Annotated in this window: 38 protein-coding genes; all 38 read right to left on the reverse strand. The window is 34.3% G+C overall.

Annotation, left to right across the window (positions count from 1 at the left end):
- Positions 1-98 precede the first annotated feature (98 nt).
- Complete coding sequence (gene rpsI, locus C7N44_RS02575; protein WP_105956349.1) at positions 99-491, reverse strand: 30S ribosomal protein S9; 393 nt, start codon at positions 489-491, stop codon at positions 99-101.
- Between the two features lie 13 nt (positions 492-504).
- Complete coding sequence (rplM, locus tag C7N44_RS02580) at positions 505-948, reverse strand: 50S ribosomal protein L13 (protein WP_167387279.1); 444 nt, start codon at positions 946-948, stop codon at positions 505-507.
- Between the two features lie 123 nt (positions 949-1,071).
- Complete coding sequence (gene truA / locus C7N44_RS02585) at positions 1,072-1,848, reverse strand: tRNA pseudouridine(38-40) synthase TruA (RefSeq protein WP_105956642.1); 777 nt, start codon at positions 1,846-1,848, stop codon at positions 1,072-1,074.
- A 39-nt stretch (positions 1,849-1,887) separates the two neighbouring features.
- Complete coding sequence (locus C7N44_RS02590) at positions 1,888-2,682, reverse strand: energy-coupling factor transporter transmembrane component T family protein (RefSeq protein ID WP_105956350.1); 795 nt, start codon at positions 2,680-2,682, stop codon at positions 1,888-1,890.
- Between the two features lie 6 nt (positions 2,683-2,688).
- Positions 2,689-3,552, reverse strand: coding sequence for an energy-coupling factor transporter ATPase (locus tag C7N44_RS02595; RefSeq protein ID WP_105956351.1), 864 nt, complete (start codon positions 3,550-3,552; stop codon positions 2,689-2,691).
- Entirely contained in the window at positions 3,522-4,361 is an 840-nt protein-coding gene (locus C7N44_RS02600) for an energy-coupling factor transporter ATPase (protein ID WP_105956352.1), read from the reverse strand. The genes C7N44_RS02595 and C7N44_RS02600 overlap by 31 nt, the downstream gene beginning before the upstream one ends.
- Positions 4,362-4,538: 177 nt before the next feature.
- A complete protein-coding gene (gene rplQ / locus C7N44_RS02605; protein ID WP_105956353.1) occupies positions 4,539-4,922 on the reverse strand; it encodes a 50S ribosomal protein L17 in 384 nt (127 codons plus the stop codon).
- Between the two features lie 21 nt (positions 4,923-4,943).
- A complete protein-coding gene (locus C7N44_RS02610) occupies positions 4,944-5,894 on the reverse strand; it encodes a DNA-directed RNA polymerase subunit alpha (RefSeq protein ID WP_105956354.1) in 951 nt (316 codons plus the stop codon).
- A 72-nt stretch (positions 5,895-5,966) separates the two neighbouring features.
- On the reverse strand, positions 5,967-6,356 hold the full coding sequence (rpsK, locus tag C7N44_RS02615; protein ID WP_105956355.1) for a 30S ribosomal protein S11: 390 nt from the start codon (positions 6,354-6,356) through the stop codon (positions 5,967-5,969).
- Between the two features lie 23 nt (positions 6,357-6,379).
- Positions 6,380-6,745, reverse strand: coding sequence for a 30S ribosomal protein S13 (gene rpsM / locus C7N44_RS02620; RefSeq protein WP_105956356.1), 366 nt, complete (start codon positions 6,743-6,745; stop codon positions 6,380-6,382).
- Positions 6,746-6,775: 30 nt separating this feature from the next.
- Positions 6,776-6,892 carry a 50S ribosomal protein L36 gene (gene rpmJ / locus C7N44_RS02625; RefSeq protein WP_105956357.1) on the reverse strand — a complete coding sequence of 39 codons (117 nt, stop codon included), beginning with the start codon at positions 6,890-6,892 and terminating at the stop codon, positions 6,776-6,778.
- Between the two features lie 35 nt (positions 6,893-6,927).
- On the reverse strand, positions 6,928-7,146 hold the full coding sequence (infA, locus tag C7N44_RS02630; protein ID WP_105956358.1) for a translation initiation factor IF-1: 219 nt from the start codon (positions 7,144-7,146) through the stop codon (positions 6,928-6,930).
- Between the two features lie 163 nt (positions 7,147-7,309).
- Positions 7,310-7,960: an adenylate kinase gene (locus tag C7N44_RS02635; protein WP_318530501.1), complete on the reverse strand. Its 651-nt coding sequence runs from the start codon at positions 7,958-7,960 to the stop codon at positions 7,310-7,312.
- A gap of 32 nt (positions 7,961-7,992) precedes the next feature.
- Entirely contained in the window at positions 7,993-9,309 is a 1,317-nt protein-coding gene (gene secY / locus C7N44_RS02640) for a preprotein translocase subunit SecY (RefSeq protein ID WP_105956360.1), read from the reverse strand.
- On the reverse strand, positions 9,310-9,741 hold the full coding sequence (gene rplO, locus C7N44_RS02645) for a 50S ribosomal protein L15 (RefSeq protein WP_105956361.1): 432 nt from the start codon (positions 9,739-9,741) through the stop codon (positions 9,310-9,312). It lies immediately after the preceding gene.
- 27 nt (positions 9,742-9,768) lie between these two features.
- On the reverse strand, positions 9,769-9,951 hold the full coding sequence (rpmD, locus tag C7N44_RS02650; RefSeq protein ID WP_105956362.1) for a 50S ribosomal protein L30: 183 nt from the start codon (positions 9,949-9,951) through the stop codon (positions 9,769-9,771).
- 15 nt (positions 9,952-9,966) lie between these two features.
- Positions 9,967-10,470 carry a 30S ribosomal protein S5 gene (gene rpsE / locus C7N44_RS02655; protein ID WP_105956363.1) on the reverse strand — a complete coding sequence of 168 codons (504 nt, stop codon included), beginning with the start codon at positions 10,468-10,470 and terminating at the stop codon, positions 9,967-9,969.
- Positions 10,471-10,490: 20 nt separating this feature from the next.
- Positions 10,491-10,847, reverse strand: a complete 357-nt coding sequence (gene rplR / locus C7N44_RS02660; RefSeq protein ID WP_105956364.1) for a 50S ribosomal protein L18 — start codon at positions 10,845-10,847, stop codon at positions 10,491-10,493.
- 56 nt (positions 10,848-10,903) lie between these two features.
- On the reverse strand, positions 10,904-11,443 hold the full coding sequence (rplF, locus tag C7N44_RS02665) for a 50S ribosomal protein L6 (protein WP_105956365.1): 540 nt from the start codon (positions 11,441-11,443) through the stop codon (positions 10,904-10,906).
- Between the two features lie 29 nt (positions 11,444-11,472).
- The gene (gene rpsH, locus C7N44_RS02670) at positions 11,473-11,871 is read right to left on the reverse strand and encodes a 30S ribosomal protein S8 (RefSeq protein ID WP_105956366.1); all 399 of its coding nucleotides are present in this window, start codon (positions 11,869-11,871) and stop codon (positions 11,473-11,475) included.
- Positions 11,872-11,901: 30 nt separating this feature from the next.
- The gene (locus C7N44_RS02675; RefSeq protein ID WP_105956367.1) at positions 11,902-12,087 is read right to left on the reverse strand and encodes a type Z 30S ribosomal protein S14; all 186 of its coding nucleotides are present in this window, start codon (positions 12,085-12,087) and stop codon (positions 11,902-11,904) included.
- A gap of 15 nt (positions 12,088-12,102) precedes the next feature.
- Complete coding sequence (gene rplE / locus C7N44_RS02680; protein ID WP_105956368.1) at positions 12,103-12,645, reverse strand: 50S ribosomal protein L5; 543 nt, start codon at positions 12,643-12,645, stop codon at positions 12,103-12,105.
- A gap of 27 nt (positions 12,646-12,672) precedes the next feature.
- On the reverse strand, positions 12,673-12,981 hold the full coding sequence (rplX, locus tag C7N44_RS02685) for a 50S ribosomal protein L24 (RefSeq protein WP_105956369.1): 309 nt from the start codon (positions 12,979-12,981) through the stop codon (positions 12,673-12,675).
- A gap of 32 nt (positions 12,982-13,013) precedes the next feature.
- Positions 13,014-13,382 (reverse strand): 50S ribosomal protein L14, encoded by a 369-nt coding sequence (rplN, locus tag C7N44_RS02690; RefSeq protein WP_105956370.1) that lies wholly within the window; start codon positions 13,380-13,382, stop codon positions 13,014-13,016.
- A gap of 60 nt (positions 13,383-13,442) precedes the next feature.
- Positions 13,443-13,709 carry a 30S ribosomal protein S17 gene (gene rpsQ, locus C7N44_RS02695; protein WP_105956371.1) on the reverse strand — a complete coding sequence of 89 codons (267 nt, stop codon included), beginning with the start codon at positions 13,707-13,709 and terminating at the stop codon, positions 13,443-13,445.
- A gap of 20 nt (positions 13,710-13,729) precedes the next feature.
- The gene (gene rpmC, locus C7N44_RS02700) at positions 13,730-13,924 is read right to left on the reverse strand and encodes a 50S ribosomal protein L29 (protein ID WP_105956372.1); all 195 of its coding nucleotides are present in this window, start codon (positions 13,922-13,924) and stop codon (positions 13,730-13,732) included.
- A complete protein-coding gene (gene rplP, locus C7N44_RS02705; protein WP_105956373.1) occupies positions 13,914-14,348 on the reverse strand; it encodes a 50S ribosomal protein L16 in 435 nt (144 codons plus the stop codon). Before rplP ends, rpmC begins: the two co-directional genes overlap by 11 nt.
- A gap of 2 nt (positions 14,349-14,350) precedes the next feature.
- On the reverse strand, positions 14,351-15,022 hold the full coding sequence (gene rpsC, locus C7N44_RS02710) for a 30S ribosomal protein S3 (protein ID WP_105956374.1): 672 nt from the start codon (positions 15,020-15,022) through the stop codon (positions 14,351-14,353).
- 13 nt (positions 15,023-15,035) lie between these two features.
- Entirely contained in the window at positions 15,036-15,383 is a 348-nt protein-coding gene (gene rplV / locus C7N44_RS02715; protein WP_105956375.1) for a 50S ribosomal protein L22, read from the reverse strand.
- Between the two features lie 16 nt (positions 15,384-15,399).
- Complete coding sequence (gene rpsS, locus C7N44_RS02720) at positions 15,400-15,678, reverse strand: 30S ribosomal protein S19 (RefSeq protein ID WP_105956376.1); 279 nt, start codon at positions 15,676-15,678, stop codon at positions 15,400-15,402.
- Positions 15,679-15,741: 63 nt separating this feature from the next.
- A complete protein-coding gene (rplB, locus tag C7N44_RS02725; RefSeq protein ID WP_105956377.1) occupies positions 15,742-16,581 on the reverse strand; it encodes a 50S ribosomal protein L2 in 840 nt (279 codons plus the stop codon).
- A 25-nt stretch (positions 16,582-16,606) separates the two neighbouring features.
- The gene (gene rplW / locus C7N44_RS02730) at positions 16,607-16,894 is read right to left on the reverse strand and encodes a 50S ribosomal protein L23 (RefSeq protein ID WP_105956378.1); all 288 of its coding nucleotides are present in this window, start codon (positions 16,892-16,894) and stop codon (positions 16,607-16,609) included.
- A complete protein-coding gene (gene rplD, locus C7N44_RS02735; protein ID WP_105956379.1) occupies positions 16,894-17,517 on the reverse strand; it encodes a 50S ribosomal protein L4 in 624 nt (207 codons plus the stop codon). The genes rplW and rplD overlap by 1 nt, the downstream gene beginning before the upstream one ends.
- Positions 17,518-17,534: 17 nt before the next feature.
- On the reverse strand, positions 17,535-18,170 hold the full coding sequence (gene rplC / locus C7N44_RS02740) for a 50S ribosomal protein L3 (protein ID WP_105956380.1): 636 nt from the start codon (positions 18,168-18,170) through the stop codon (positions 17,535-17,537).
- Between the two features lie 31 nt (positions 18,171-18,201).
- Positions 18,202-18,510 (reverse strand): 30S ribosomal protein S10, encoded by a 309-nt coding sequence (rpsJ, locus tag C7N44_RS02745; protein WP_105956381.1) that lies wholly within the window; start codon positions 18,508-18,510, stop codon positions 18,202-18,204.
- A 253-nt stretch (positions 18,511-18,763) separates the two neighbouring features.
- On the reverse strand, positions 18,764-20,857 hold the full coding sequence (fusA, locus tag C7N44_RS02750) for an elongation factor G (RefSeq protein WP_105956382.1): 2,094 nt from the start codon (positions 20,855-20,857) through the stop codon (positions 18,764-18,766).
- Positions 20,858-20,951: 94 nt separating this feature from the next.
- A complete protein-coding gene (rpsG, locus tag C7N44_RS02755; RefSeq protein ID WP_105956383.1) occupies positions 20,952-21,422 on the reverse strand; it encodes a 30S ribosomal protein S7 in 471 nt (156 codons plus the stop codon).
- A 37-nt stretch (positions 21,423-21,459) separates the two neighbouring features.
- On the reverse strand, positions 21,460-21,873 hold the full coding sequence (gene rpsL / locus C7N44_RS02760) for a 30S ribosomal protein S12 (protein WP_105956384.1): 414 nt from the start codon (positions 21,871-21,873) through the stop codon (positions 21,460-21,462).
- Positions 21,874-21,980 lie beyond the last annotated feature (107 nt).

Consider the following 21,980-nt stretch of genomic DNA (forward strand, 5'->3'; position numbering starts at 1 on the left):
ACGAAAATGATATATAAATGTGTAATAATATTATTTTAATAAAAAAGGTACTTTTCAATAAATGAAAAGTACCTTTAAATATTAATATTGAAATAATATTAACGTTTTGAGAATTGACCAGCTTTACGAGCTTTCTTAAGACCTGGTTTCTTACGTTCTTTCATACGAGCATCACGAGTTAGTAAACCGGCACTCTTTAATGGAGCACGGAAATCAGGATCAACTTCTAGTAATGCACGAGCAACCCCATGACGAGCTGCACCAGCTTGTCCTGAGAATCCTCCACCATTAACATTGATTAAAGCATCATAGTTACCTAAAGTTTCAGTAACATTGAATGGTTGCATAACCACTGCTCTTAGGTTAGGGAATGGAATGTAATCTTCAATAGCTTTTTTGTTCATAACTACTTTACCAGTTCCTGGTACTAAAAGTACTCTAGCAACTGAATCTTTACGACGGCCTGTGCCGCGATATTGTACTTGAGCCAATTAAGTTTCCTCCTTAAATTAGGTTATTAATGTCTAATACTTCAGGGTTTTGAGCTTCATGACCATGACTGCCATCAGCATGTACATGTAAATGTAATAATTGCTTATGAGCTAATGATCCATCAGGCATCATACCTTTAACTGATGTTTCAATTAATTTTTCTGGAGTATCTTCTAACATTTGACCAGCAGTTTTTTGTTTAAGACCACCTAAATAACCTGTGTGGTGGGAGTATACTTTACGACTAGCTTTACGACCTGTTAATGCAACCTTAGAAGCATTAATAACAATAACGTGATCACCAGTATCTACATTAGGTGTAAATGTTGGTTTATTTTTTCCTCGTAAAATAGAAGCAACTGTAGAAGTTAAACGACCCAAACTGATATCAGTTGCATCGATAATGTACCACTTGCGTTCTACTTCACCTGGTTTTGCCATATATGTTGTACGCACTTTAATATTCCTCCATGTTTCTGTGTTTGTTCGACACCAATATAAGTTTCCGGGGCTTATCGTGGGGCAAACAATACCATAACTAATGATACAAAGTTCGCTTCCAAAAGTCAACCATAAAAATTATCTTTGATGATGCGGTAATTTAGTTGGATGTTCGGGATCATCACCTTCATAGTAAACATGCTTTAAATATAATCCACTTGCTGGTACAGTTCTTCGAGCTTCAGTTCTATCTTTTATTTTATATAGTCTTAAAATATCATGTTCATTTCGCTTACCAGATCCAATTTCTAAAACAACTCCAACTAAGATTCTGACCATATTATATAAAAATCCATTTCCGTAAAATTCAAAAATTAATTCATTTTTATTATGTTCAAAATTACATTTTGCTTCATAAATTGTACGAATGTTGGTTTTTGCACTTGATCCTGAAGCAACAAAACTAGTAAAGTCGTGTTCCCCTATCAAATCATTCAAAGCAATTCTAATTTTATCAATGTTAACTGGCAGTTTCCATTGAGCAGTATATAATCTTTTAAAAGGATCCCTGAATTCTCCAAGATCCATACGATACATGTATTTTTTACCAGAAACATCATATCTAGCATGAAAATCAGAGCTAACTATCTTAACATCAATAATTTTAATATCTAAAGGCAACATACTATTAAGTCCCTTTAACATATTGATCTCTTTTAAGTCATAAGGGAAATCAAAATGAGCTACTTGACCTATAGCATGAACTCCAGCATCAGTTCTTCCAGATCCATAAACTGATATATGTTTTTTGGGATTCTTAGCCATTTTATTAACTACCTTAGTTAAAGTTCCTTCTACAGTTCTTTCATTAGGTTGACGTTGAAATCCAGAAAATTTAGTACCATCATATGACATTATTATTTTATAGCGTTGACTCAATATTTTACCTCCCCCCTAATTTCTTAACATAAAAATAATTATAGATAGCAAAATTGCTACAAAAAAAGATATTGTATCAAAATTAGACCATTTATAATTTTGATAATGAGTTCTTTTACTATTTATTTTATAACCTCTAGATTCCATGGCTATGCTTAAACTATCAGCGTGTTTAAAAGCACTAACGAATAATGGAATTAACAATGGAATAAAGGACTTAATTCTTTTGATTAACCCGCCACTTCCAAAGTCCACGCCTCTGGATCTTTGAGCATCCATAATAGTTTTGGTTTCGTCAGTTAATGTAGGAACAAATCTTAATGCAATAGAGATCATAAGAGAGAATGTTTCAACTGGAAATTTAATTTTTTTCAATGGATTTAGTAATATACTAATACCACTAGATATTTCTAACGGATCTGTAGTAATGGTTAAAATTGTAGAAATAGAAATAATTAATATAAACCTCATAAAAAGGAACATTGCATTTTTAATCCCTAATGTAGTTATATTAATTATCCAAATTTTATATATAATATCTCCACCTGAGCTAAATAATATTTGTATAAGAATTGTAAATAATATTATCCATATTAAAGGCATTATACCCTTAAAAAACATTTTAATAGGACTCTTAGATAAAAATATTAATATAATTACAAATAAGCTCATTGCAAAATAACTAAAAAAACTGTTTGCAAAAAACACTAATATAACAAAATAAAAACATAAAAATATTTTAGCCGCTGGATTCATTTTATGAATAATAGAACCCATTGGTAAATACCTACCAAATATAAAATTATCCATAAAACACTAACATTCCTTTAATTTATTTATAATAGCATCAATCAATTCATCTTCATCTAAATGCAAGTCATTTAATTTAAAGTCTTTTTCATTGAGCATTAAATTAATTTTAACACTAATAGGCATTTGTAAATCATACTTTTTTAATAAATTAACATTAGTAAATAATTCATCTGGATAACATTGTTGAACTAATTTTCCATCTTGCATAACAATAACTTCATCTGAATATTTTGCAACGTCATCCATTTGATGACTGACTAAAATAATTGTAATATTTTGATTTTCATTAAGCTGTTTAAGCAAAGTCATGATAAATTTTTTACCCTCAGGATCTAATCCAGCAGTTGGTTCATCCAATATCAAAATTTCTGGATTAGTAGCTAAAACATCTGCAATTGCGACTCTACGTTGTTGACCACCTGATAATTCAAAAGGAGATTTATTAAGCAAACTATCATCAATTCCAACAAGATTAGAAACTTTATTTATAATATTGGAAATTTTTTCCTTATTAAATCCAAAATTTAATGGACCAAAAGAAATGTCTTCTTTAACTGTATTAGCAAATAATTGCTGTTCTGGAAATTGAAAAACCATGCCAACTTTTCTTCTTAGTTTCTTTAAATTTTTATTATTAGTATTAGGCTTAATGGTAAATTCACCAACATTAATTGTTCCTGAGTTAGGTTTTAATAAAGCATTAATATGCTTAATCAACGTTGATTTTCCACTTCCAGTTTTACCTACAATTGAAACAAATGAACCTGGTTTGATTTTTAAATTTATATTATCAAGCGCAGTATGCTGAAAAGGAGTATTAGTTTGATATTTATAAGTTACATTTTTGAATAATATTGAGTTATCCATTTTACAATCTCCTCATTGTTAATATAATCGTTAGATATGTTGAATCCGTTTTCTTGCAACTTTAATCTCAATTTTTCTGCAAATGGGACTTCTAATCCATAATTTTCCACATTATCTAATTCATTAAATAATCTTAATGGAGAAACATTTTTTATCATAGTACCATCTTTTAATAAAATAACTCTATCAGAATACTGTATCTCATTCATATCATGAGTTATAGATAATACTGTTAAATTATTTTTTATTCTTAATTTGTTAATTAAATTTATTATCATTTTTTTTGCCTTTGGGTCTAACATACTAGTAGATTCATCCAATATTATTATTTTTGGTAGTATAGCTATTACTCCTGCTAGCGCAACTCTTTGCTGCTGACCTCCAGAAAGTTTAGATGGATTGTTATCTTTGTATTTAAACATATCAACTTCCATTAGAGATCTATCAACTATTTTATGCATTTTTGAAGTTTCATATTGTCTATTTTCTAATCCAAATGCAACATCTTCTTTTACTGTGGAAGAAACAAATTGATTTAATGGATTTTGAAAAACGATTCCTATTTTATCCCTAATTTCATCTAAATTTTTATTATTTATTTCTAAACTGTCTACTATGATTTTACCTTTATTAGATTTAATTAACCCATCAAGTAGATTGATTAAAGTAGTCTTCCCACTACCATTTTTACCAATTATGGATACCCATTCACCTTTATTAATAGAAAAGGATAAATCATTAATAGCATTTTTATTCGAATCATCATATTTAAAATTTAAGTTTTTTACATCAATAATTTTATCTGCCATAAATATCCCTCTAAATCAATAATTTTATGTATAAAAAAATCACTATAAGTACATTAGTGCAAAGTATTTTATACTCCATTCAAGCTAGACTTGGAAAAACCATCATCATAACGCTCTATACTAATATACCTAGTGATTTATTGTTGCTATTTAAATGTTTATTTTATTAATTAATGATTAATCAACTAATTGTAAAATAACCATTGATGCACCGTCACCACGACGAGGCATTGTTTTCATGATACGTGTGTAACCACCGTTACGTTCTGCATATTTAGGAGCAATTTCATCAAAAAGCTTTTGTAATGCAGTAGTAACAGTTACATCATCACCATCTTCTTTTGCATCAGCAACAACATTTTGTAAAAATGCAGCGGCTTGACGACGAGCATGAAGATCGCCACGTTTACCAAGAGTGATCATTTTTTCAGCAGTAGAACGTACTTCTTTAGCACGAGCTTCTGTAGTCTTAATTTCACCATTAACTAATAAGTCAGTAGTTAGGTTACGTAATAATGAACGACGATGTGCACTGGTACGTTGTAATTTACGGTAACTCATAAATGGATATCCTCCTTTATACTAATCTTCTTTACGCAATGATAATCCAAGGTCTTCTAACTTATGTTTTACTTCAACAAGAGACTTGCGTCCTAAGTTTCTGACCTTCATCATATCAGCTTCACTTTTGTCAGTTAATTCTTGAACAGTGTTGATTCCAGCACGCTTCAAACAATTGTAAGAACGAACAGATAAGTCTAATTCTTCAATTGTCATTTCTAACATTTTTTCCTTGTGTGTTTCTTCTTTTTCAACCATAACTTCAGCATTTTTAGCTTCATCGGTTAAATCAACAAACATTTCAAGGTGTTCGGTTAAAATCTTGGCGGCTAAACTTACAGCTTCACTTGGAGTGATAGAACCATCAGTCCAAACGTCTAAAGTAAGTTTATCGTAATCAGATATTTGACCAACACGTGCATTTTCAACTTGATAATTAACACGTTCGATTGGGGTATAAATGGAATCAACTGGTAAGACACCGATTGGCATTCCATCATTACGAGCCTTATTCTCATCTGCAGAAACATATCCACGACCTTTATTTGCAGTCATTCTCATATGGAATGTAGCACCATCGGCAACAGTGGCAATGTGTAATTCTGGATTTAATACAGTAACATCACTATCAGCTTGGATATCTCCAGCAGTTACTTGTGCGGGTCCAGTAACATTTATTTCCATTGATTTTTCTTCATCGTCAGATGATTCGAGTTTCAATGAAAGCTTTTTAATATTTAAAATGATTTGTGTTACATCTTCCACTACACCAGGTACAGTAGAAAATTCATGTAAAACATTATCAATTTGAATACTTGTTACCGCAGCACCAGGTAAAGATGAAAGTAAAATTCTACGCAACGAGTTTCCAAGAGTTGTTCCATATCCACGTTCTAATGGTTCAACAACAACTTCTCCATAATTATCAGTTTCATCAATCTTATGAATATTAGGTTTTTCAAATTCAATCATTCTTATCTTCTACCCCTTTCAAAACGCTATGAGTTAATATTAATTATTTCCATCTAAAATGATGAACATAAATTAAACTCTACGACGCTTTGGAGGACGAGATCCATTATGTGGAACTGGAGTAACATCACGAATAGCAGCAACTTCTAAACCAGTTGATTGAAGAGCACGAATAGCTGATTCACGACCTGAACCAGGACCTTTAACTGCAACTTCTACAGATTTCATACCATGTTCCATTGATGATTTAGCAGCAGCTTCTGCAGCCATTTGAGCAGCAAATGGAGTAGATTTACGACTACCACGGAATCCCAAAGAACCAGCTGATGACCATGCAATAGCATTCCCTTGCATATCAGTAATCATAACTAATGTGTTATTAAAAGTAGAATGAATATGAGCAACACCAGCTTCGATATTCTTCTTTGCTCTACGTTTACGTGAACCTTTCTTTTGAACCATGATTTACTAACCTCCTTTATTAATTATTTTTTACCAGCGATGGTAGCTGTCTTTTTACCCTTACGAGTACGAGCATTATTTTTAGTATGTTGGCCTCTAAGTGGTAAGCCACGACGATGACGCATTCCACGGTAAGAACCAATTTCTTGAAGTTTCTTAATATTCATTCTTACTTCACGACGTAAGTCACCTTCAATTTTGTAACTGTCAACAACTTCACGAATTTTTTCTTCTTGTTCAGAACTTAAATCACGAACACGAATATCTTCAGAAACGCCAGCTTTTGAAAGAATTTCAGCAGCTCTACTTTGACCAATTCCAAAGATACTAGTTAAACCAATAACAATACGCTTGTCACGTGGTAAATCAATTCCGGCGATACGAGCCATTAAAATACACCTCCTGTAATATTAAATAAATTACTTGCCTTGTCTTTGTTTATGTTTAGGATTAGAACAAATAACCATAACACGGCCTTTTCTTCTAATAACTTTACAGTTTTCACACATTGGTTTTACTGATGGTCTTACCTTCATTATAATAACCCTCCTATATTAAAAGACAGTACTACTTATTTATAACGGTAAGTAATACGTCCCTTGCTTAAATCATATGGTGACATTTCAACAGTGACACGATCTCCAGGTAATATTCTAATGTAATGCATTCTAATTTTACCTGATACGTGAGCTAAAATTTCATGTCCATTTTCTAACTCAACACGAAACATAGCATTAGGTAAAGTTTCAGTTACTTTACCTTCAATTTCAATAACATTATCTTTAGACAAAGAATTTCCTCCTCGAAACTACGATTCTTTATAAACTTTGGGTACACATTAAAATATTAAATTAAGTAGTATTAATCCCGAAATCATTAATAAAACCGCAAATACACATGAGTTAGTTTATCATACAAACCAACTTACGGCAACATTCTAAAATTTTTATAAATTATAGGTTCTTGAGTATTTTGTCAATGTCTTCAGTAACATTATCAATATTTTGACTACCATCAACGGTATACAATAAGTCAAGACCTTTGTAAAAATCAATTAATGGTGTATTCATTTTAATGTTTACATCTAAACGATTTTTAACAGTTTCAGGTTTGTCATCACTACGTTGATAAAATTCATGACCACCACAAATATCACAAGTATTATCAACCTTAGGTTTTTTATATAGTTTATGGTAAGTTGCTCCACAATTTTTACATATAAATCTACCAGAAAGTCGATCAATAAGAATTTTAGGGTCAACATCAATATTTATAACAGCATCCAATTGACGATCTAAATCTTTACTAATCTTTTGTAACGATTTAGCTTGATCTAGAGTTCTAGGAAAACCATCTAACATATATCCTTTTTTAGTATCATCTTTTGAAAGACGATCTTTGACAATTCCACATGTTACATCATCAGGAACCAAATTTCCTTTGTCAATATATTGTTTAGCCTTTATTCCCATTTCAGTCTGATTTTTTATAGCGGCCCTAAAAATATCTCCAGTAGAAATATGTGGGATCCCATAATTTTTAATAATGGTTTCAGCCTGGGTACCTTTACCAGCACCAGGTAAACCCATTAAAATCAAATTCATTGTCATTTTGTTTTCCCTCCTTACACAAAATTTTATAAATCTTTAGGTCTAGTACCTTGAATGAATCCAACATATTCTTGTTTCATCATTAAACCACGAATTTGACTAATTGTTTGAATAGCAACACCAACAACAATTAGTAAACTTGTACCTCCAAGTCCAATTGACTCATCAAGATTCCATAAATTCTGTGCAATTAAAGGAATAAGAGCAACAATTCCTAAGAATAAGGCACCAACAACACTAAGCCTCATAAGTAATTTAGAAACATAGGTTTGTGTACCATTACCTGGCCAAACACCAGAAATGTAACTACCTTGTTTTTGTAAATTCTTAGATAACTTTTCAGGGTTAACCTGAACGAACGCATAAAAGAATGTAAATAAAATAATTAAGAATGTATATAAAGTAGCACCAGATAGAGTTTGCATATTAAAAATATCACTCAAAATCTTGTACCAACCATCACCAGAATGTTTACTTGCAAAGAACATCAAAATAGCTTGAGGTGTTGAAATAAACGAACTGGCAAAAATTACAGGAATAACACCAGCAACATTAACTTTTAAAGGTAAGTAACTATTATCCGATGCCCCAGTTTCTCTTCTTGTATATTGAATTGGAATTCTACGTTCAGCTTGTTGAACCCAAGTAACAAATGTAACAATTATTAGAACTATTATGAACAATAAAATTATAAATATAATTGATTGCCATAATTGAGAAGAAGTATCCCCAACAATATATTCTTTATATAATTGTTGAATTCCAACAGGAATTCTAGCGATAATCCCAGCAAAGATTATCATTGAAACACCTTGACCGATTCCTCGATCAGTAATCATGTCACCCATCCAAGTAGTTAACATTGATCCACCGGTTAAAATTAAACCAATACTTATATAAGTAGAAGGACCTGGATGTTGAACAAGGTTCAAACTACTTAAAGTATTAAATCCGGCTGTAATTCCAATAGACTGTACAAATGCAAGAACTACTGTTAAAACTCTAGTAACTTGATTTAATTTTTTACGTCCAACTTCACCTTGTTTACTCCATTCAACAAAGCGAGGAACAATGTCCATTTGTAAAAGCTGAACAATAATTTGTGCAGTAATATATGGTGAAACACCCATAGCGAATAGTGAATAATTAGTTAATCCACCACCACTAAAGGTGTTTAAAATGCTAACCAAACCAGATGAAGCAACGCTTTGGAGTGCTTTGGCGTTTATTCCAGGAACAGTAATATATGCTCCAAGTCTAAATACAATCAAAACCCCTAAAGTGAAAAGAATCTTATTTCTAATACTCTTTACTTTAAAAGCGTTTTTCAAGGTTGATAGCATTTAGATCACCTCAATCTTACCGCCAGCGTTTTCAATTGCTGATTTAGCAGCATTTGAAAATTTACTTGCTTTTACAGTTAACTTTTTGCTGATTTCGCCATTACCAAGAACCTTAACGCTGCTCTTAGCATTTTTAATAGCACCAGATTCCTTAAGAGTTTCTGGAGTAACTTCAGCACCATCATCAAATTGATCTAAAACAGATAAGTTAACAATAGCATATTCTTTACGGTTAATATTAGTGAAACCACGTTTTGGCATTCTACGGTAGAAAGGCATTTGACCACCTTCGAAGCCTAGACGGGTCTTACTACGAGCTTTTTGACCTTTTTGTCCACGACCAGAAGTCTTACCTTTACTTCCTAATCCACGACCAAGACGTTGTCTTGATGAACGTGAACCTTCAGCAGCTTTTAATTCATGTAATTTCATTATAAAAGTGCACCTCCTTGTTATTTATTAATCAACTTGTTCAACTTTAACTAAGTGTGCAATATGGAATAGAGCTCCACGAGTTGCTTCGTTATCAGGCTTAACAACGGTACTATTAATGCGACCTAATCCTAGTGCACTAACAATTTTGCGTTGTTTGGGGAGACGGTGAGTTGCACTATGAGTTAAAGTAATCTTTAATTGAGCCATCTTATAAACCCCTCCTTATTCTGCTAAATGTTGAGCAGAAACGCCACGTAATGTAGCAACTTTTTCTGCACTCTTCAATGATTTTAATCCGGCAAAAGTTGCACGAATTGCATTGATTGGAGTATCTGAACCTAAACGTTTACTTGTAACATCGCCGATACCAGCTAATTCCATAACTGAACGAACAGCTCCACCTGCAGCGACTCCAGAACCTTCTTCAGCAGGCTTTAACATGATCTTACCGCCACCGAAAGTACCGATAATTTCATGAGGAATAGTTGTACCAACTCTTGAAACAGTAATTAAGTTCTTACGACCATCATCAACAGCCTTACGAATTGCATCTGGAACTTCTTGAGCTTTACCAGTTCCAAATCCAACATGTCCGTTTCTATCACCAACAACAACTAAAGCTGCAAAACGTAAACGACGTCCACCTTTAACTACCTTAGTAATACGGTTAATTGAAACGACAGTATCTTCAAGTTCTAACTTATTTGGATCAATAAATTCTGCCATTTGTGGTTATTCCTCCTTTTTTAAAATTCTAATCCGTTTTCACGTGCAGCATCAGCTAATGCTTGAACACGTCCATGGTATAAGTATCCACCACGATCGAAAACAACATTTTTAATATTTTTTTCAACAGCGCGTTTGGCAATCAAAGCACCAACAGAACTTGCTTGTTCTGTTTTGTTTGCACCATTTACGTCTTTACTTAAAGTTGAGGCACTAGCAAGCGTAACACCCTCTACATCATCAATAACTTGAGCGTAGATGTTTTGGTTAGAACGATATACGTTCAAACGTGGGCACACAGCAGTACCAGAGATCTTATTACGGACACGCAAGTGACGACGTTGACGTGTCTTATTTTTGTCTGGTTTGTTAATCAAAATAGTCACCTCTTAATTGAATTTGTAAAATTAAATAAATAAAGAGCAAAAGCCTATTATTTACCAGTCTTACCTTCCTTACGACGAACAACTTCGCCTTCATAACGAATACCCTTACCTTTATATGGTTCAGGTGAACGTACAGCACGAACTTTAGCAGCAAAGTCACCAACATGTTCTTTGTTGATACCACTAACATTAATAGTCAAACTATCTGGGGTTTCAACTTTTAGATCATCATTGATTTGAATTTCAACAGGGTTGGAGTATCCAACATTTACTTCCAATACTGAACCCTTAGCTTGAGCACGGTAACCAACACCGACTAGTTTAAGAGTTTTCTTGAAACCATTAGTTACACCTTCAACCATATTGTTTAAGTTAGCACGCATTGTTCCATGCATAGCACGGACCTTATTGCTATATCTAACGGCAGGTTCAAATGTTACGATGTTATCTTTAACATTCATTTTAATGTTTGGTGAGAATTCACGAGTTAAAGAACCCTTTTCACCCTTTACGGTTACATTATTACCTTCAGTAGTTAATTCAACACTTTCTGGTAAGACAATTTTTCTATAACCAATACGACTCATTATTACACCTCCAGTTCAAGAGAAAAATATTACCAAATATATGCTAATACTTCTCCACCAATTTTTTTAGCACGAGCTTCTTTATCAGTGATAACACCTTCAGAAGTTGAAATAACTGCAACACCTAAACCATTTAATACTTTAGGAATTGAATCAGATTTTACATATGAACGTAAACCTGGCTTTGAAATACGTTTTAAACCAGAAATAACATGTTCATTATTTTTACCATATTTAAGGAATACACGAATAACACCTTGTTTGTCATCATCCATATATTCAACATCGCGAATGAAACCTTCACGTTTTAAAATTTCAGCAATGCTCTTTTTCATTTTTGAAGCTGGAACTTCAACAGATTCGTGACGAGCCATATTGGCGTTACGAACTCTTGTTAAAAAGTCAGCGATTGGATCTGTCATGGACATTAACGTAACCTCCTTTTTACTAAGTTAATTTTACCAACTTGCCTTCTTCATACCAGGAATTTGGCCCTTATGAGCAAGATCTCTGATACATAGACGGCATAAATGAAATTTTTTGTAAACTGAATGAGGTCTTCCACAACGTTCACAACGAGTGTAATTTCTAGTTGAAAACTTAGCAGGACGTTCACTCTTTACAATAAGTGCTTTTCTAGCCATATTTATACCCTCCTATTATTTTGCAAATGGCATACCGAATTGAGTCAATAATTCTTTTGATTCTTCATCAGTATTTGCAGTAGTTACCACAACGATATCTAAACCACGAACGCGATTAACGTTATCATAATTAATTTCAGGGAAAATTAATTGTTCACGAACACCTAGTGTATAGTTACCACGACCATCGAATGAACGATTATTAACACCATGGAAATCACGAACACGAGGTAGTGAAACATTAACTAATTTATCTAAGAAATCATACATACGTTCACCACGTAAAGTAACTTTAGCACCAATTGACATACCTTCACGTAAACGGAAACCAGCAATTGATTTTTTAGCCTTAGTTACTAAAGGCTTTTGTCCAGAAATTTGAGTTAGTTCTGAAACAGCTTCATCTAAATTTTTAGCATTAGTAACAGCATCACCAACACCCATATTTAGAACAATTTTATCAAGCTTAGGTGCTTGCATAATTGATGAGTAGTTAAACTTATCAACTAATGATTTTGAAATTTCATCTTTGTATTTGTCTTGTAAACGGTTTGACATGGAAAGGTATCCTCCTTTCAATTAAAATTAATCGATTGATTTGTTAGATTTTTTGGAAATACGAACTTTCTTACCATTTTCAATTTTGAAACCAACCTTTGTTGGTTCGTTAGTTGATGGGTCAATTAACATTACGTTAGAAACATGAATAGGTGCTTCAATATCATTGATTCCACCTTGTGGATTTGATTGAGAAGCTTTTTGATGTTTTTTAACAATGTTAATACCTTCAACAATTACGCGATCTTGTGATGAGATAGTTTTAGTAACAGTTCCTTCTTTACCTTTATCTTTACCACTAATTACGCGAACTTTGTCACCAGTTTTAATAAACATTTATTGGCACCTCCTTGGTTAACAGTAGTTAATTAAAGTACTTCAGGCGCTAAAGAAACAATCTTCATGAATTTGTTGTCACGTAGTTCACGTGCAACAGGTCCAAAAATACGTGTTCCTTTTGGACTTTTATCGTCTTGAACTAGCACAGCAGCATTTTCATCGAAACGGATGTATGAACCATCTGAACGACGTGAAACAGCCTTAGTTCTAACAATAACAGCTTTAACAACGTCACCTTTTTTGACAACGCCACCTGGTGTTGCTTGTTTTACAGTAGCAACAACAATATCACCGATACCTGCATATCTTCTGCTTGATCCACCTAAAACTTTAATAGTTAAAAGTTCACGAGCACCTGAGTTATCAGCAACTTTCAAACGACTTTCTTGTTGAATCATAGCTAATACCCTCCTTCCGGTATTTACTCAGAATACGATAAATTAAAACATTCTAAAATATTAAATAGTAACATCTTTTTTAACGATATTAACTAAGCGGAAATGTTTTGTAGCTGACAATGGTCGTGTTTCCATAACTTCAACGATATCACCAGTTTTAGCTTCATTGTTTTCATCATGAGCTTTGTACTTCTTTGAGTACTTAACACGTTTTCCGTAAGTAGAATGTGTCTTATAAGTTTCAACAACAACAGAAATTGTCTTGTCCATTTTGTCTGAAACAACACGGCCTCTGTAGACCTTACGCATATTACGTTCCATTAACATTAACCTCCTTTATCGTATTCTTATTTGTTTAATTCTTGTTGACGCAATGCAGTTTTAATACGTGCAATGTTTTTGCGAACTTTCTTCAATCTTGCAGTGTTTTCCAATTGACCAGTAGCTAATTGAAAACGAAGGTTGAATAATTCTTCTTTATAACTTTGTTCTTTTTCATGCATTTGAGCAGTGGTTAGTTCATTAATTTCTTTAGCCTTCATTTGATTCGCCACCTACTTCCTCACGTTTAATAATCTTTGTTCGAACAGGAAGTTTAGCAGAAGCTAAACGCAAAGCTTCTTTAGCAACTTCATCAGAAACTTCTCCAATTTCAAATAGGATTTTTCCACGCTTAACTGGAGCAACCCAACCAGCAGGAGAACCTTTTCCGTTACCCATACGAACCCCTACACCTTTTTCAGTGTAAGATTTATGAGGGAAAATCTTAATCCAAACTTTCCCACCACGCTTCATATATCTTGTAATAGCAATACGACAAGCTTCAATTTGACGATTGGTAATCCAATGTGAATCTAAAGCTTGTAAACCATAACTACCAAAAGCAACAGTGTTTCCACCTTTTGAATGTCCACGTAGTTTTCCACGGTGTTCACGACGGAACTTAACACGTTTTGGTACTAGCATGTTTATTTCCCTCCTTTATTATTGTCTTTCTTATCATCAGCTACTTGTGGTAAAACTTCACCACGGTAGATCCAAGTTTTAACACCAATTGAACCATAAGTAGTGTGTGCTTCTTCCCATGAGTAGTCAATGTCTGCTCTTAATGTATGCAATGGAACAGTACCTTCAGCATATGATTCAACACGTGACATGTCAGCACCATTTAAACGACCAGATACTTGAGTTTTAACACCCTTAGCACCTGCTCTACTTGCACGTTGCATACCTTGGCGCATTGCACGACGGAAAGCTACACGGCCTTCTAATTGACGAGCAATGTTTTCACCAACTAATTTAGCATCTAAATCAGGCTTTTTAATTTCAATAATATTAATATGAACTCTCTTACCTGTTAATGCATTTAATTCTTTACGAAGATTTTCGACTTCTGATCCGCCTTTACCGATAACCATTCCTGGTTTTGCAGTGTTGATTGAAATGTTAACACGCTTTGCAGCACGTTCAATTACAACTCTTGATACGGAAGCGTCAGCGAGTCTCTTGCTAATATATTCACGGATTTTCAAGTCTTCATTCAAATCGCTAGCAAAATCAGCTCTTTCAGCATACCATTTTGCGTCCCAATCACGAATAACTCCGACACGTAATCCGGTAGGATTTATCTTTTGACCCACGGCTAATCCCTCCTTATTTTTCTGAAACTACCACAGTAATGTGACTTGTACGTTTGTTGATTGGAGAAGCAGAACCTTTAGCACGAGGACGGAAACGTTTTAAAGTTGGTCCTTCGTTAACAAAAACTTCGCTTACTACCAAGTCTTCACGATCTAAATCAAAATTATTTTCTGCATTAGCTACAGCTGACATTAAAACTTTTGAAACAACTGGTGAAGCACTTCTTGGAGTGAACTTCAAAATACCAGCAGCTTCAGAAACGCTTTTACCTCTAATAAGATCAACTACAAGGCGGACCTTACGAGCGGCAATACGAACAGTTCTAGCAGTAGCTTGTGCTGATGTAACTTGTTCAGCCATTTGTTATCCTCCTTGCTTAGACAGTTTTCTTATCATCGCTGTTTCCATGTCCATGGAAAGTACGAGTTGGTACGAATTCACCTAGTTTATGTCCTACCATGTCTTCTTGTACATATACAGGAACATTCTTTCTTCCATCGTATACAGCGATAGTGTATCCGATAAAGCTAGGGAAAATTGTTGAACGACGTGACCATGTTTTGATTACGTCTTTTTTATCTTGGTCTTTTTGAGCATCGATTTTCTTTAAAAGATGCTTATCGGCAAAAGGTCCCTTTTTTAAACTACGACCCATTATGAAACCTCCTCTTCAATAACATTATAGAGAAATATATACTTAAAAGTATATATTAGTTTATTACATCTTTGATCCTTTACGACGACGTACGATAAACTTGTTGGAACGAGCTTGTCTTTTACGAGTTTTCTTACCATTAGTTTTCTTATGCCATGGTGATAATGGTGATGGGTAACCAACTGGAGCTTTACCTTCACCACCACCATGAGGGTGATCGTTAGGGTTCATTACAGAACCACGAACATGTGGACGTTGACCTTTGTAACGATTACGACCAGCTTTACCAACGTTTACTAATGAATGTTCTTCATTACCCATACTTCCGATAGTTGCACGGTTAACTGAAAGAATCATACGAACTTCACCAGAAGCTAATCTAACTAATGCGTATTTTCCTTCTTTACCTAACAATTGAGCAGAAGCACCGGCAGAACGAACTAATTGTCCACCCTTACCTGGTTTTAATTCAATGTTATGAATAGTTGTACCAACTGGAATGTTGTTAAGTGGTAATGAATTACCAACTTTAATATCAGCATTTTCTCCAGATTGAACTTTATCGCCAACCTTTAATCCTTTTGGTGCAAGAATGTATTTCTTGATACCATCAGAATATACAACTAATGCAATATTAGCAGTACGGTTTGGATCGTATTCAATAGTCTTTACAGTACCATCAATATCATCATGATTACGTTTAAAATCAATGATACGGTATTGGTTTTTATTACCACCACCACGATGACGAACTGTCATATGACCATAATTATTACGACCAGCAGTATGTGACTTGGAAGCTAATAATGACTTTTCTGGTTTTGAAGTTGTAATAACATCATAATCAAGACCAGTCATATTACGACGACCATTAGTGGTTGCTTTATATGTTTTAATAGCCACGGTATTTCCCTCCTATAGTTATATTTTATTTATCGCTAAATAATTTAATTTCTTTTGAATCATTTGATAAGGTAGCAATGGCTTTACGACGTTTCTTAGTGTATCCTTCATAACGTCCTTGACGCTTTAGCTTACCTTTAAGATTCATAATATTAACTTTAACAACTTTAACATCAAAGATGTCTTCAATTGCATTTTTCACTTGTGTTTTAGTTGCTCGTACGTCAACGTCAAAAGTGTATTTCTTGTCGTCCATCATTGCTGTTGATTGTTCAGTAATAACTGGGCGTAAAATAATCTCACGTGATTCCATTATGCGAGCACCTCCTCTACTTGAGAAAGAGCAGCCTTTGTGATGACAATCTTGCTACTATTAACAACAGCTAAAGTATTTAAGCTATTTACACTAATTACTTCAACATTATCGATATTACGAGCTGATAAAGCAGCGTTCTTATTGTCTTCTTCCAAGACTACTAATGTCTTAGCTGAAGCGTTTAATTTGTCTAATGATTCTGAGAAATCCTTAGTTTTAGGAGTATCAAAGTTTAATGAATCAACAACAACAAAGTCATCATTAGCAACTTTTTCTGATAAAACAGATTTAATAGCTAAACGACTAACTTTCTTTGGTAAGTGGTAACCGTATGAACGTGTAGTAGGTCCAAAAACGATTCCACCTCCACGAAATTGTGGTGAACGGATTGAACCTTGACGAGCACGTCCAGTACCCTTTTGACGCCATGGTTTTTTACCACCACCACTAACGGCATGTCTATTTTTAACAGCATGTGTACCTTGACGTAAAGATGCTCTTTGCATAGTTACAACGTCAAACACAACGCTATCATTTTGTTCAATAGCAAAAATTTCATCGTTTAGATCAACGTTACCGTTTTTGCTACCGTCTTGTTTATATAATGCTACGCTTGTCATTTATGGTTCCTCCTTTCTTATTTTTGTGATCCGCGAGCAGCAGATTTAATTGTTAAGAATGATTTGTTAGCACCAGGAACGTTACCTTTAATTAAGATTACGTTGTTGTCAACATCAGCCTTAACAACTTCAAGATTTTGAATAGTAACTTGCTTGTTACCCATTCTACCAGGTAATTTCATACCTTTTGTAACTCGGTTAATAATAACACCAAGTGAACCAGGACGACGATGGTATCTTGAACCGTGAGTTTCAGGTCCCCTACCTTGTCCATCTTTATGAACGTTACCTTGGTAACCATGACCTTTTGTAATTCCTGTTACATCTACGATGTCACCGGCTTCAAAAATGTCTGCCTTAACTTCGTCTGCTACATTGTAATCGCTAAGCTCAACATTTCTGATTTCTTTAATGAAGCGCTTAGGATTTGTATTTGCTTTTGCTACATGACCTTTTTCTGGTTTGTTACTTAAAACATCACGTTTGTCATCGTAACCCAATTGGATAGCATTATAACCATCACTTTCAGTTGACTTTGTTTGTAGCACAACGTTTGGTGTTACATCAACAGCAGTAACTGGAATTAATTCACCATTTTCAGTGAAAACTTGAGTCATTCCAACTTTTTTACCTAAGATTCCTTTTTTGGTCATGAGTACACCTCCGATATATTGTAATATTTAATTATAGTTTGATTTCGATATCAACACCACTTGGTAAATCAAGTTTCATTAATGAATCAACAGTTTTTGGTGTTGGGTTTAAGATGTCAATTAAACGTTTGTGAGTTAACATTTCAAATTGTTCACGTGACTTCTTAAATTTATGTGGTGAAGCTAGAACAGTATAAACAGTTCTATCTGTTGGCAATGGAATTGGACCAGAAATGTTGGCACCAGTTCTTTGCGCAGTAGCCACAATTTTTTCAGCTGATTGGTCTAAAGTACGATGTTCATATGCCTTTAAACGAATACGAATTTTTTGTTTTGCCATTGTTTTCCCTCCTCGCCTTTATTTAAAAATAAGACTAGCTCCGTGGAAATTACCGCCACGCCCTATCATGGCAAAGCGGCCGGGTGTGTCGCAACCTCCCACATCAAAGCCTGAATTAAATAACTGTACAGGAACATAGTTGTCCCTCAAACAGGTACCTCTATATAATACAAAAAATATGCAAATAACGCAAGGGCATTTGCATATTTATTTATAAAAAAAGCGTTGAATAAAAATTCAACGCTTTTTTTAATTATTCTTTTCCACCATTTTTTTCAATGATATCTTCTTGAATAGCCTTAGGAACAGCTGAGTAATGATCAAATGTCATTGTGAAAGTACCTCTACCTTGTGAAGCAGAACGTAAGGTAGTAGCATAACCAAACATTTCTGATAGTGGAACAAATGCATGGATAAGTTGAGCTTTGTTTCTAACTTCCATACCTTCAACACTACCACGACGTGAAGTAACTTGTCCCATAACATCACCCATATATTCTTCAGGAACAACAATATCAACTTTCATAATTGGTTCCAAAATAACTGGGCCAGCAGTTTTAGCAGCATTCTTCAATGCAATTGATGCAGCAACCTTAAATGCAGCTTCAGATGAATCGACATCATGGTAACTACCATCATATAGCTTAGCTTTAACATCAATTAATGGGTATCCAGCAAGAACACCATTAGCCATTGATTCTTTTAGACCTTGTTCAACTGATGGGATGAATTCACGAGGAACAACACCACCGACGATAGCGTCTTCGAATTCAAAACCTTTACCAGTTTCGTTTGGAGTAAATTCAATAGAAACATCACCATATTGACCTTTACCACCAGATTGACGAATAAATTTACCTTGAGCCTTAGTTGGCTTAGTAAATGCTTCTCTATAAGCAACTTGTGGAGCACCAATTTTAGCTTCAACATTAAATTCACGTTTCAAACGATCAATAATGATGTTCAAGTGAAGTTCACCCATACCAGCAATGATAGTTTCACCAGTTTCATTGTTAGTTTCAGCCTTGAATGTTGGATCTTCTTCAGCTAATTTTTGTAAAGCAATATCCATTTTATCTTGGTCAGCTTTAGTCTTAGGTTCAACAGAAACACTAATAACTGGGTCTGGGAAGACCATTGATTCAAGATGTAAAGGATGTTTTTGATCAGTTAAAGAATCACCAGTAGTAGTATTCTTCAAACCAATAGCAGCAGCAATATCACCAGAGAATACTTCAGGAATTTCTTTTCTATGATTTGAATGCATTTGTAGTAAACGACCAACACGTTCACGTTTGTCCTTAGTAGCATTTAAAACATATGAACCGGCTTCAAGAGTACCTTGATATACACGAATATAAGTTAAACGACCAACATATGGATCAGTTGCAACCTTAAATGCTAATGAAGCAAATGGTTTACTGTCATCAGCTTTTAGTTCAACATCATCACCAGTTTCTGGATCAGTTGCCTTGTAAGGACGAACATCTAATGGTGATGGTAAGTATTCAAGAACAGCATCCATTAGCATTTGAATACCTTTGTTCTTAAATGCTGAACCAGCTAGAACAGGGAAGAATTCAAGATTTAATGTACCCTTACGAATAGCAGCCTTGATTTCATCATTTGAAATTTCTTCACCTTCAAGATATTTATCCATAACATCATCATCAATATCAGCAACAGCTTCAATCAATGATTGACGAGCTTTTTCGGCTTCCTCTTTGTATTCTTCAGGGACATCAACAGTATCCCATTTTGCACCTAATTTATCTTCATCATAAATATCAGCTTTCATATCGATTAAATCGATAACACCTTCGAATGTATCCYCTTTACCAATAGGAATTTGAATAGCATGTGCATTAGCATCTAGACGATCATGTAATGATTGAACTGATGCAGCAAAATCAGCACCTAATTTATCCATCTTATTAGCAAAAACAATACGAGGAACATTATATTCTGAAGCTTGACGCCAAACAGTTTCTGTTTGTGGTTCAACACCAGCAGCAGCATCAAGAATAGTAATAGAACCATCTAGAACACGTAATGAACGTTCAACTTCGGCAGTAAAGTCAACGTGTCCTGGGGTATCAATAATATTGATACGGTAGTCTTTCCATTGAGCAGTAGTAGCGGCAGAAGTGATAGTAATACCACGTTCTTGTTCTTGTACCATCCAATCCATTTGTGAAGCACCATCATGAGTTTCACCAATTTTGTGGATTCTACCAGTATAGTACAAAATACGTTCAGTAGCAGTTGTCTTACCAGCATCAATATGCGCAGTAATACCAATGTTACGTGTTTTTTCTAATGGAAATTCACGTTTGTTGTTAGCCATTAAAATGTTTCTCCTCTCAATAATTCACTTTTTTAAAAAAGTGGCTAATACCATTAGCCACTAATCCAATTGCACAAAATTGTACAAGTTTATATTACCAACGGTAGTGAGCAAATGCACGGTTAGCTTCTGCCATCTTATGAGTGTCTTCACGTTTTTTAACTGAAGCACCTGTGTTATTAGCAGCGTCCATGATTTCACGTCCTAGACGTTCAACCATAGTATGTTCACCACGTAAACGTGCATAGTTTACGATCCAACGTAAACCTAAAGTAACACGACGATCAGGACGTACTTCGATAGGAACTTGGTAGTTTGATCCACCAACACGACGTGCCTTAACTTCTAGTACAGGCATAACGTTTTTCATAGCTTCTTCGAATACATCAACTGCTTCATTTCCAGTTTCTTTCTTAATAAGGTCAAATGCACCATATAAAATTTCTGTAGCAGTTCCCTTTTTACCATCTAACATCAAACGGTTGATTAAACTAGCAACCATTTTTGAGTTATAAATTGGATCAGGAAGAACTTCACGTTGTTGAACATTTCCTTTTCTTGGCATTAAAAAATCCTCCTTGTTATTATAGCTTTAATTAAAATTATTCTTTAGGTTTCTTAGTACCGTATTTTGAACGACCTTGGCGACGATCAGTAACACCAGCAGTATCTAATGCACCACGAACGATATGGTAACGGACACCAGGTAAATCCTTAACACGACCACCACGAATTAAAACAACACTATGTTCTTGAAGATTATGACCAATACCAGGAATGTAGGCAGTAACTTCAATTAAGTTTGATAATCTAACACGAGCATACTTACGTAAAGCTGAGTTAGGTTTCTTTGGAGTCATAGTACCAACACGAGTAGCTACCCCACGTTTTTGAGGAGCAGGGTTGTTAGTTTGCTTCTTCTTGTAACTGTTATACCCATGGTTTAAAGCTGGGGCTTTTGATTTAGAACTTCTAGAATGACGACCTTTACGTACTAATTGGTTAATAGTAGGCATCTAAAAATTCCTCCTTCCGAAAATTTTTTATATTTATAAGTCCACACATCCAGGTGGTTCTTTTTTTAATAAAACTCACCGAATGAATAAGTACTTGATAATATTAA

The sequence above is a fragment of the Apilactobacillus quenuiae genome, from assembly GCF_002994005.1.
GTDB classification, from domain to species: domain Bacteria; phylum Bacillota; class Bacilli; order Lactobacillales; family Lactobacillaceae; genus Apilactobacillus; species Apilactobacillus quenuiae.

Excerpts from the sequence above, each read along its gene's own strand:
- truA (WP_105956642.1), bottom strand. The coding sequence starts at position 1,848 with ATGTCATATGATGGTACTAAATTTTCTGGATTTCAACGTCAACCTAAT.
- C7N44_RS02590 (WP_105956350.1), bottom strand. The coding sequence starts at position 2,682 with ATGGATAATTTTATATTTGGTAGGTATTTACCAATGGGTTCTATTATT.
- C7N44_RS02595 (WP_105956351.1), bottom strand. The coding sequence starts at position 3,552 with ATGGATAACTCAATATTATTCAAAAATGTAACTTATAAATATCAAACT.
- C7N44_RS02600 (WP_105956352.1), bottom strand. The coding sequence starts at position 4,361 with ATGGCAGATAAAATTATTGATGTAAAAAACTTAAATTTTAAATATGAT.
- rplQ (WP_105956353.1), bottom strand. The coding sequence starts at position 4,922 with ATGAGTTACCGTAAATTACAACGTACCAGTGCACATCGTCGTTCATTA.
- C7N44_RS02610 (WP_105956354.1), bottom strand. The coding sequence starts at position 5,894 with ATGATTGAATTTGAAAAACCTAATATTCATAAGATTGATGAAACTGAT.
- rpsK (WP_105956355.1), bottom strand. The coding sequence starts at position 6,356 with ATGGTTCAAAAGAAAGGTTCACGTAAACGTAGAGCAAAGAAGAATATC.
- rpsM (WP_105956356.1), bottom strand. The coding sequence starts at position 6,745 with ATGGCTCGTATCGCCGGAATTGATTTACCACGTGACAAGCGTATTGTT.
- rpmJ (WP_105956357.1), bottom strand. The coding sequence starts at position 6,892 with ATGAAGGTAAGACCATCAGTAAAACCAATGTGTGAAAACTGTAAAGTT.
- C7N44_RS02635 (WP_318530501.1), bottom strand. The coding sequence starts at position 7,960 with ATGAATTTGATTTTAATGGGTTTACCTGGTGCTGGTAAAGGTACCCAG.
- secY (WP_105956360.1), bottom strand. The coding sequence starts at position 9,309 with ATGCTATCAACCTTGAAAAACGCTTTTAAAGTAAAGAGTATTAGAAAT.
- rplO (WP_105956361.1), bottom strand. The coding sequence starts at position 9,741 with ATGAAATTACATGAATTAAAAGCTGCTGAAGGTTCACGTTCATCAAGA.
- rpmD (WP_105956362.1), bottom strand. The coding sequence starts at position 9,951 with ATGGCTCAATTAAAGATTACTTTAACTCATAGTGCAACTCACCGTCTC.
- rpsE (WP_105956363.1), bottom strand. The coding sequence starts at position 10,470 with ATGGCAGAATTTATTGATCCAAATAAGTTAGAACTTGAAGATACTGTC.
- rplF (WP_105956365.1), bottom strand. The coding sequence starts at position 11,443 with ATGAGTCGTATTGGTTATAGAAAAATTGTCTTACCAGAAAGTGTTGAA.
- rpsH (WP_105956366.1), bottom strand. The coding sequence starts at position 11,871 with ATGTCCATGACAGATCCAATCGCTGACTTTTTAACAAGAGTTCGTAAC.
- C7N44_RS02675 (WP_105956367.1), bottom strand. The coding sequence starts at position 12,087 with ATGGCTAGAAAAGCACTTATTGTAAAGAGTGAACGTCCTGCTAAGTTT.
- rplE (WP_105956368.1), bottom strand. The coding sequence starts at position 12,645 with ATGTCAAACCGTTTACAAGACAAATACAAAGATGAAATTTCAAAATCA.
- rplX (WP_105956369.1), bottom strand. The coding sequence starts at position 12,981 with ATGTTTATTAAAACTGGTGACAAAGTTCGCGTAATTAGTGGTAAAGAT.
- rplN (WP_105956370.1), bottom strand. The coding sequence starts at position 13,382 with ATGATTCAACAAGAAAGTCGTTTGAAAGTTGCTGATAACTCAGGTGCT.
- rpsQ (WP_105956371.1), bottom strand. The coding sequence starts at position 13,709 with ATGTTAATGGAACGTAATATGCGTAAGGTCTACAGAGGCCGTGTTGTT.
- rpmC (WP_105956372.1), bottom strand. The coding sequence starts at position 13,924 with ATGAAGGCTAAAGAAATTAATGAACTAACCACTGCTCAAATGCATGAA.
- rplP (WP_105956373.1), bottom strand. The coding sequence starts at position 14,348 with ATGCTAGTACCAAAACGTGTTAAGTTCCGTCGTGAACACCGTGGAAAA.
- rplV (WP_105956375.1), bottom strand. The coding sequence starts at position 15,383 with ATGGCTGAACAAGTTACATCAGCACAAGCTACTGCTAGAACTGTTCGT.
- rpsS (WP_105956376.1), bottom strand. The coding sequence starts at position 15,678 with ATGGGTCGTAGTTTAAAAAAGGGACCTTTTGCCGATAAGCATCTTTTA.
- rplW (WP_105956378.1), bottom strand. The coding sequence starts at position 16,894 with ATGGAATCACGTGAGATTATTTTACGCCCAGTTATTACTGAACAATCA.
- rplD (WP_105956379.1), bottom strand. The coding sequence starts at position 17,517 with ATGACAAGCGTAGCATTATATAAACAAGACGGTAGCAAAAACGGTAAC.
- rplC (WP_105956380.1), bottom strand. The coding sequence starts at position 18,170 with ATGACCAAAAAAGGAATCTTAGGTAAAAAAGTTGGAATGACTCAAGTT.
- rpsJ (WP_105956381.1), bottom strand. The coding sequence starts at position 18,510 with ATGGCAAAACAAAAAATTCGTATTCGTTTAAAGGCATATGAACATCGT.
- rpsG (WP_105956383.1), bottom strand. The coding sequence starts at position 21,422 with ATGCCAAGAAAAGGAAATGTTCAACAACGTGAAGTTCTTCCTGATCCA.
- rpsL (WP_105956384.1), bottom strand. The coding sequence starts at position 21,873 with ATGCCTACTATTAACCAATTAGTACGTAAAGGTCGTCATTCTAGAAGT.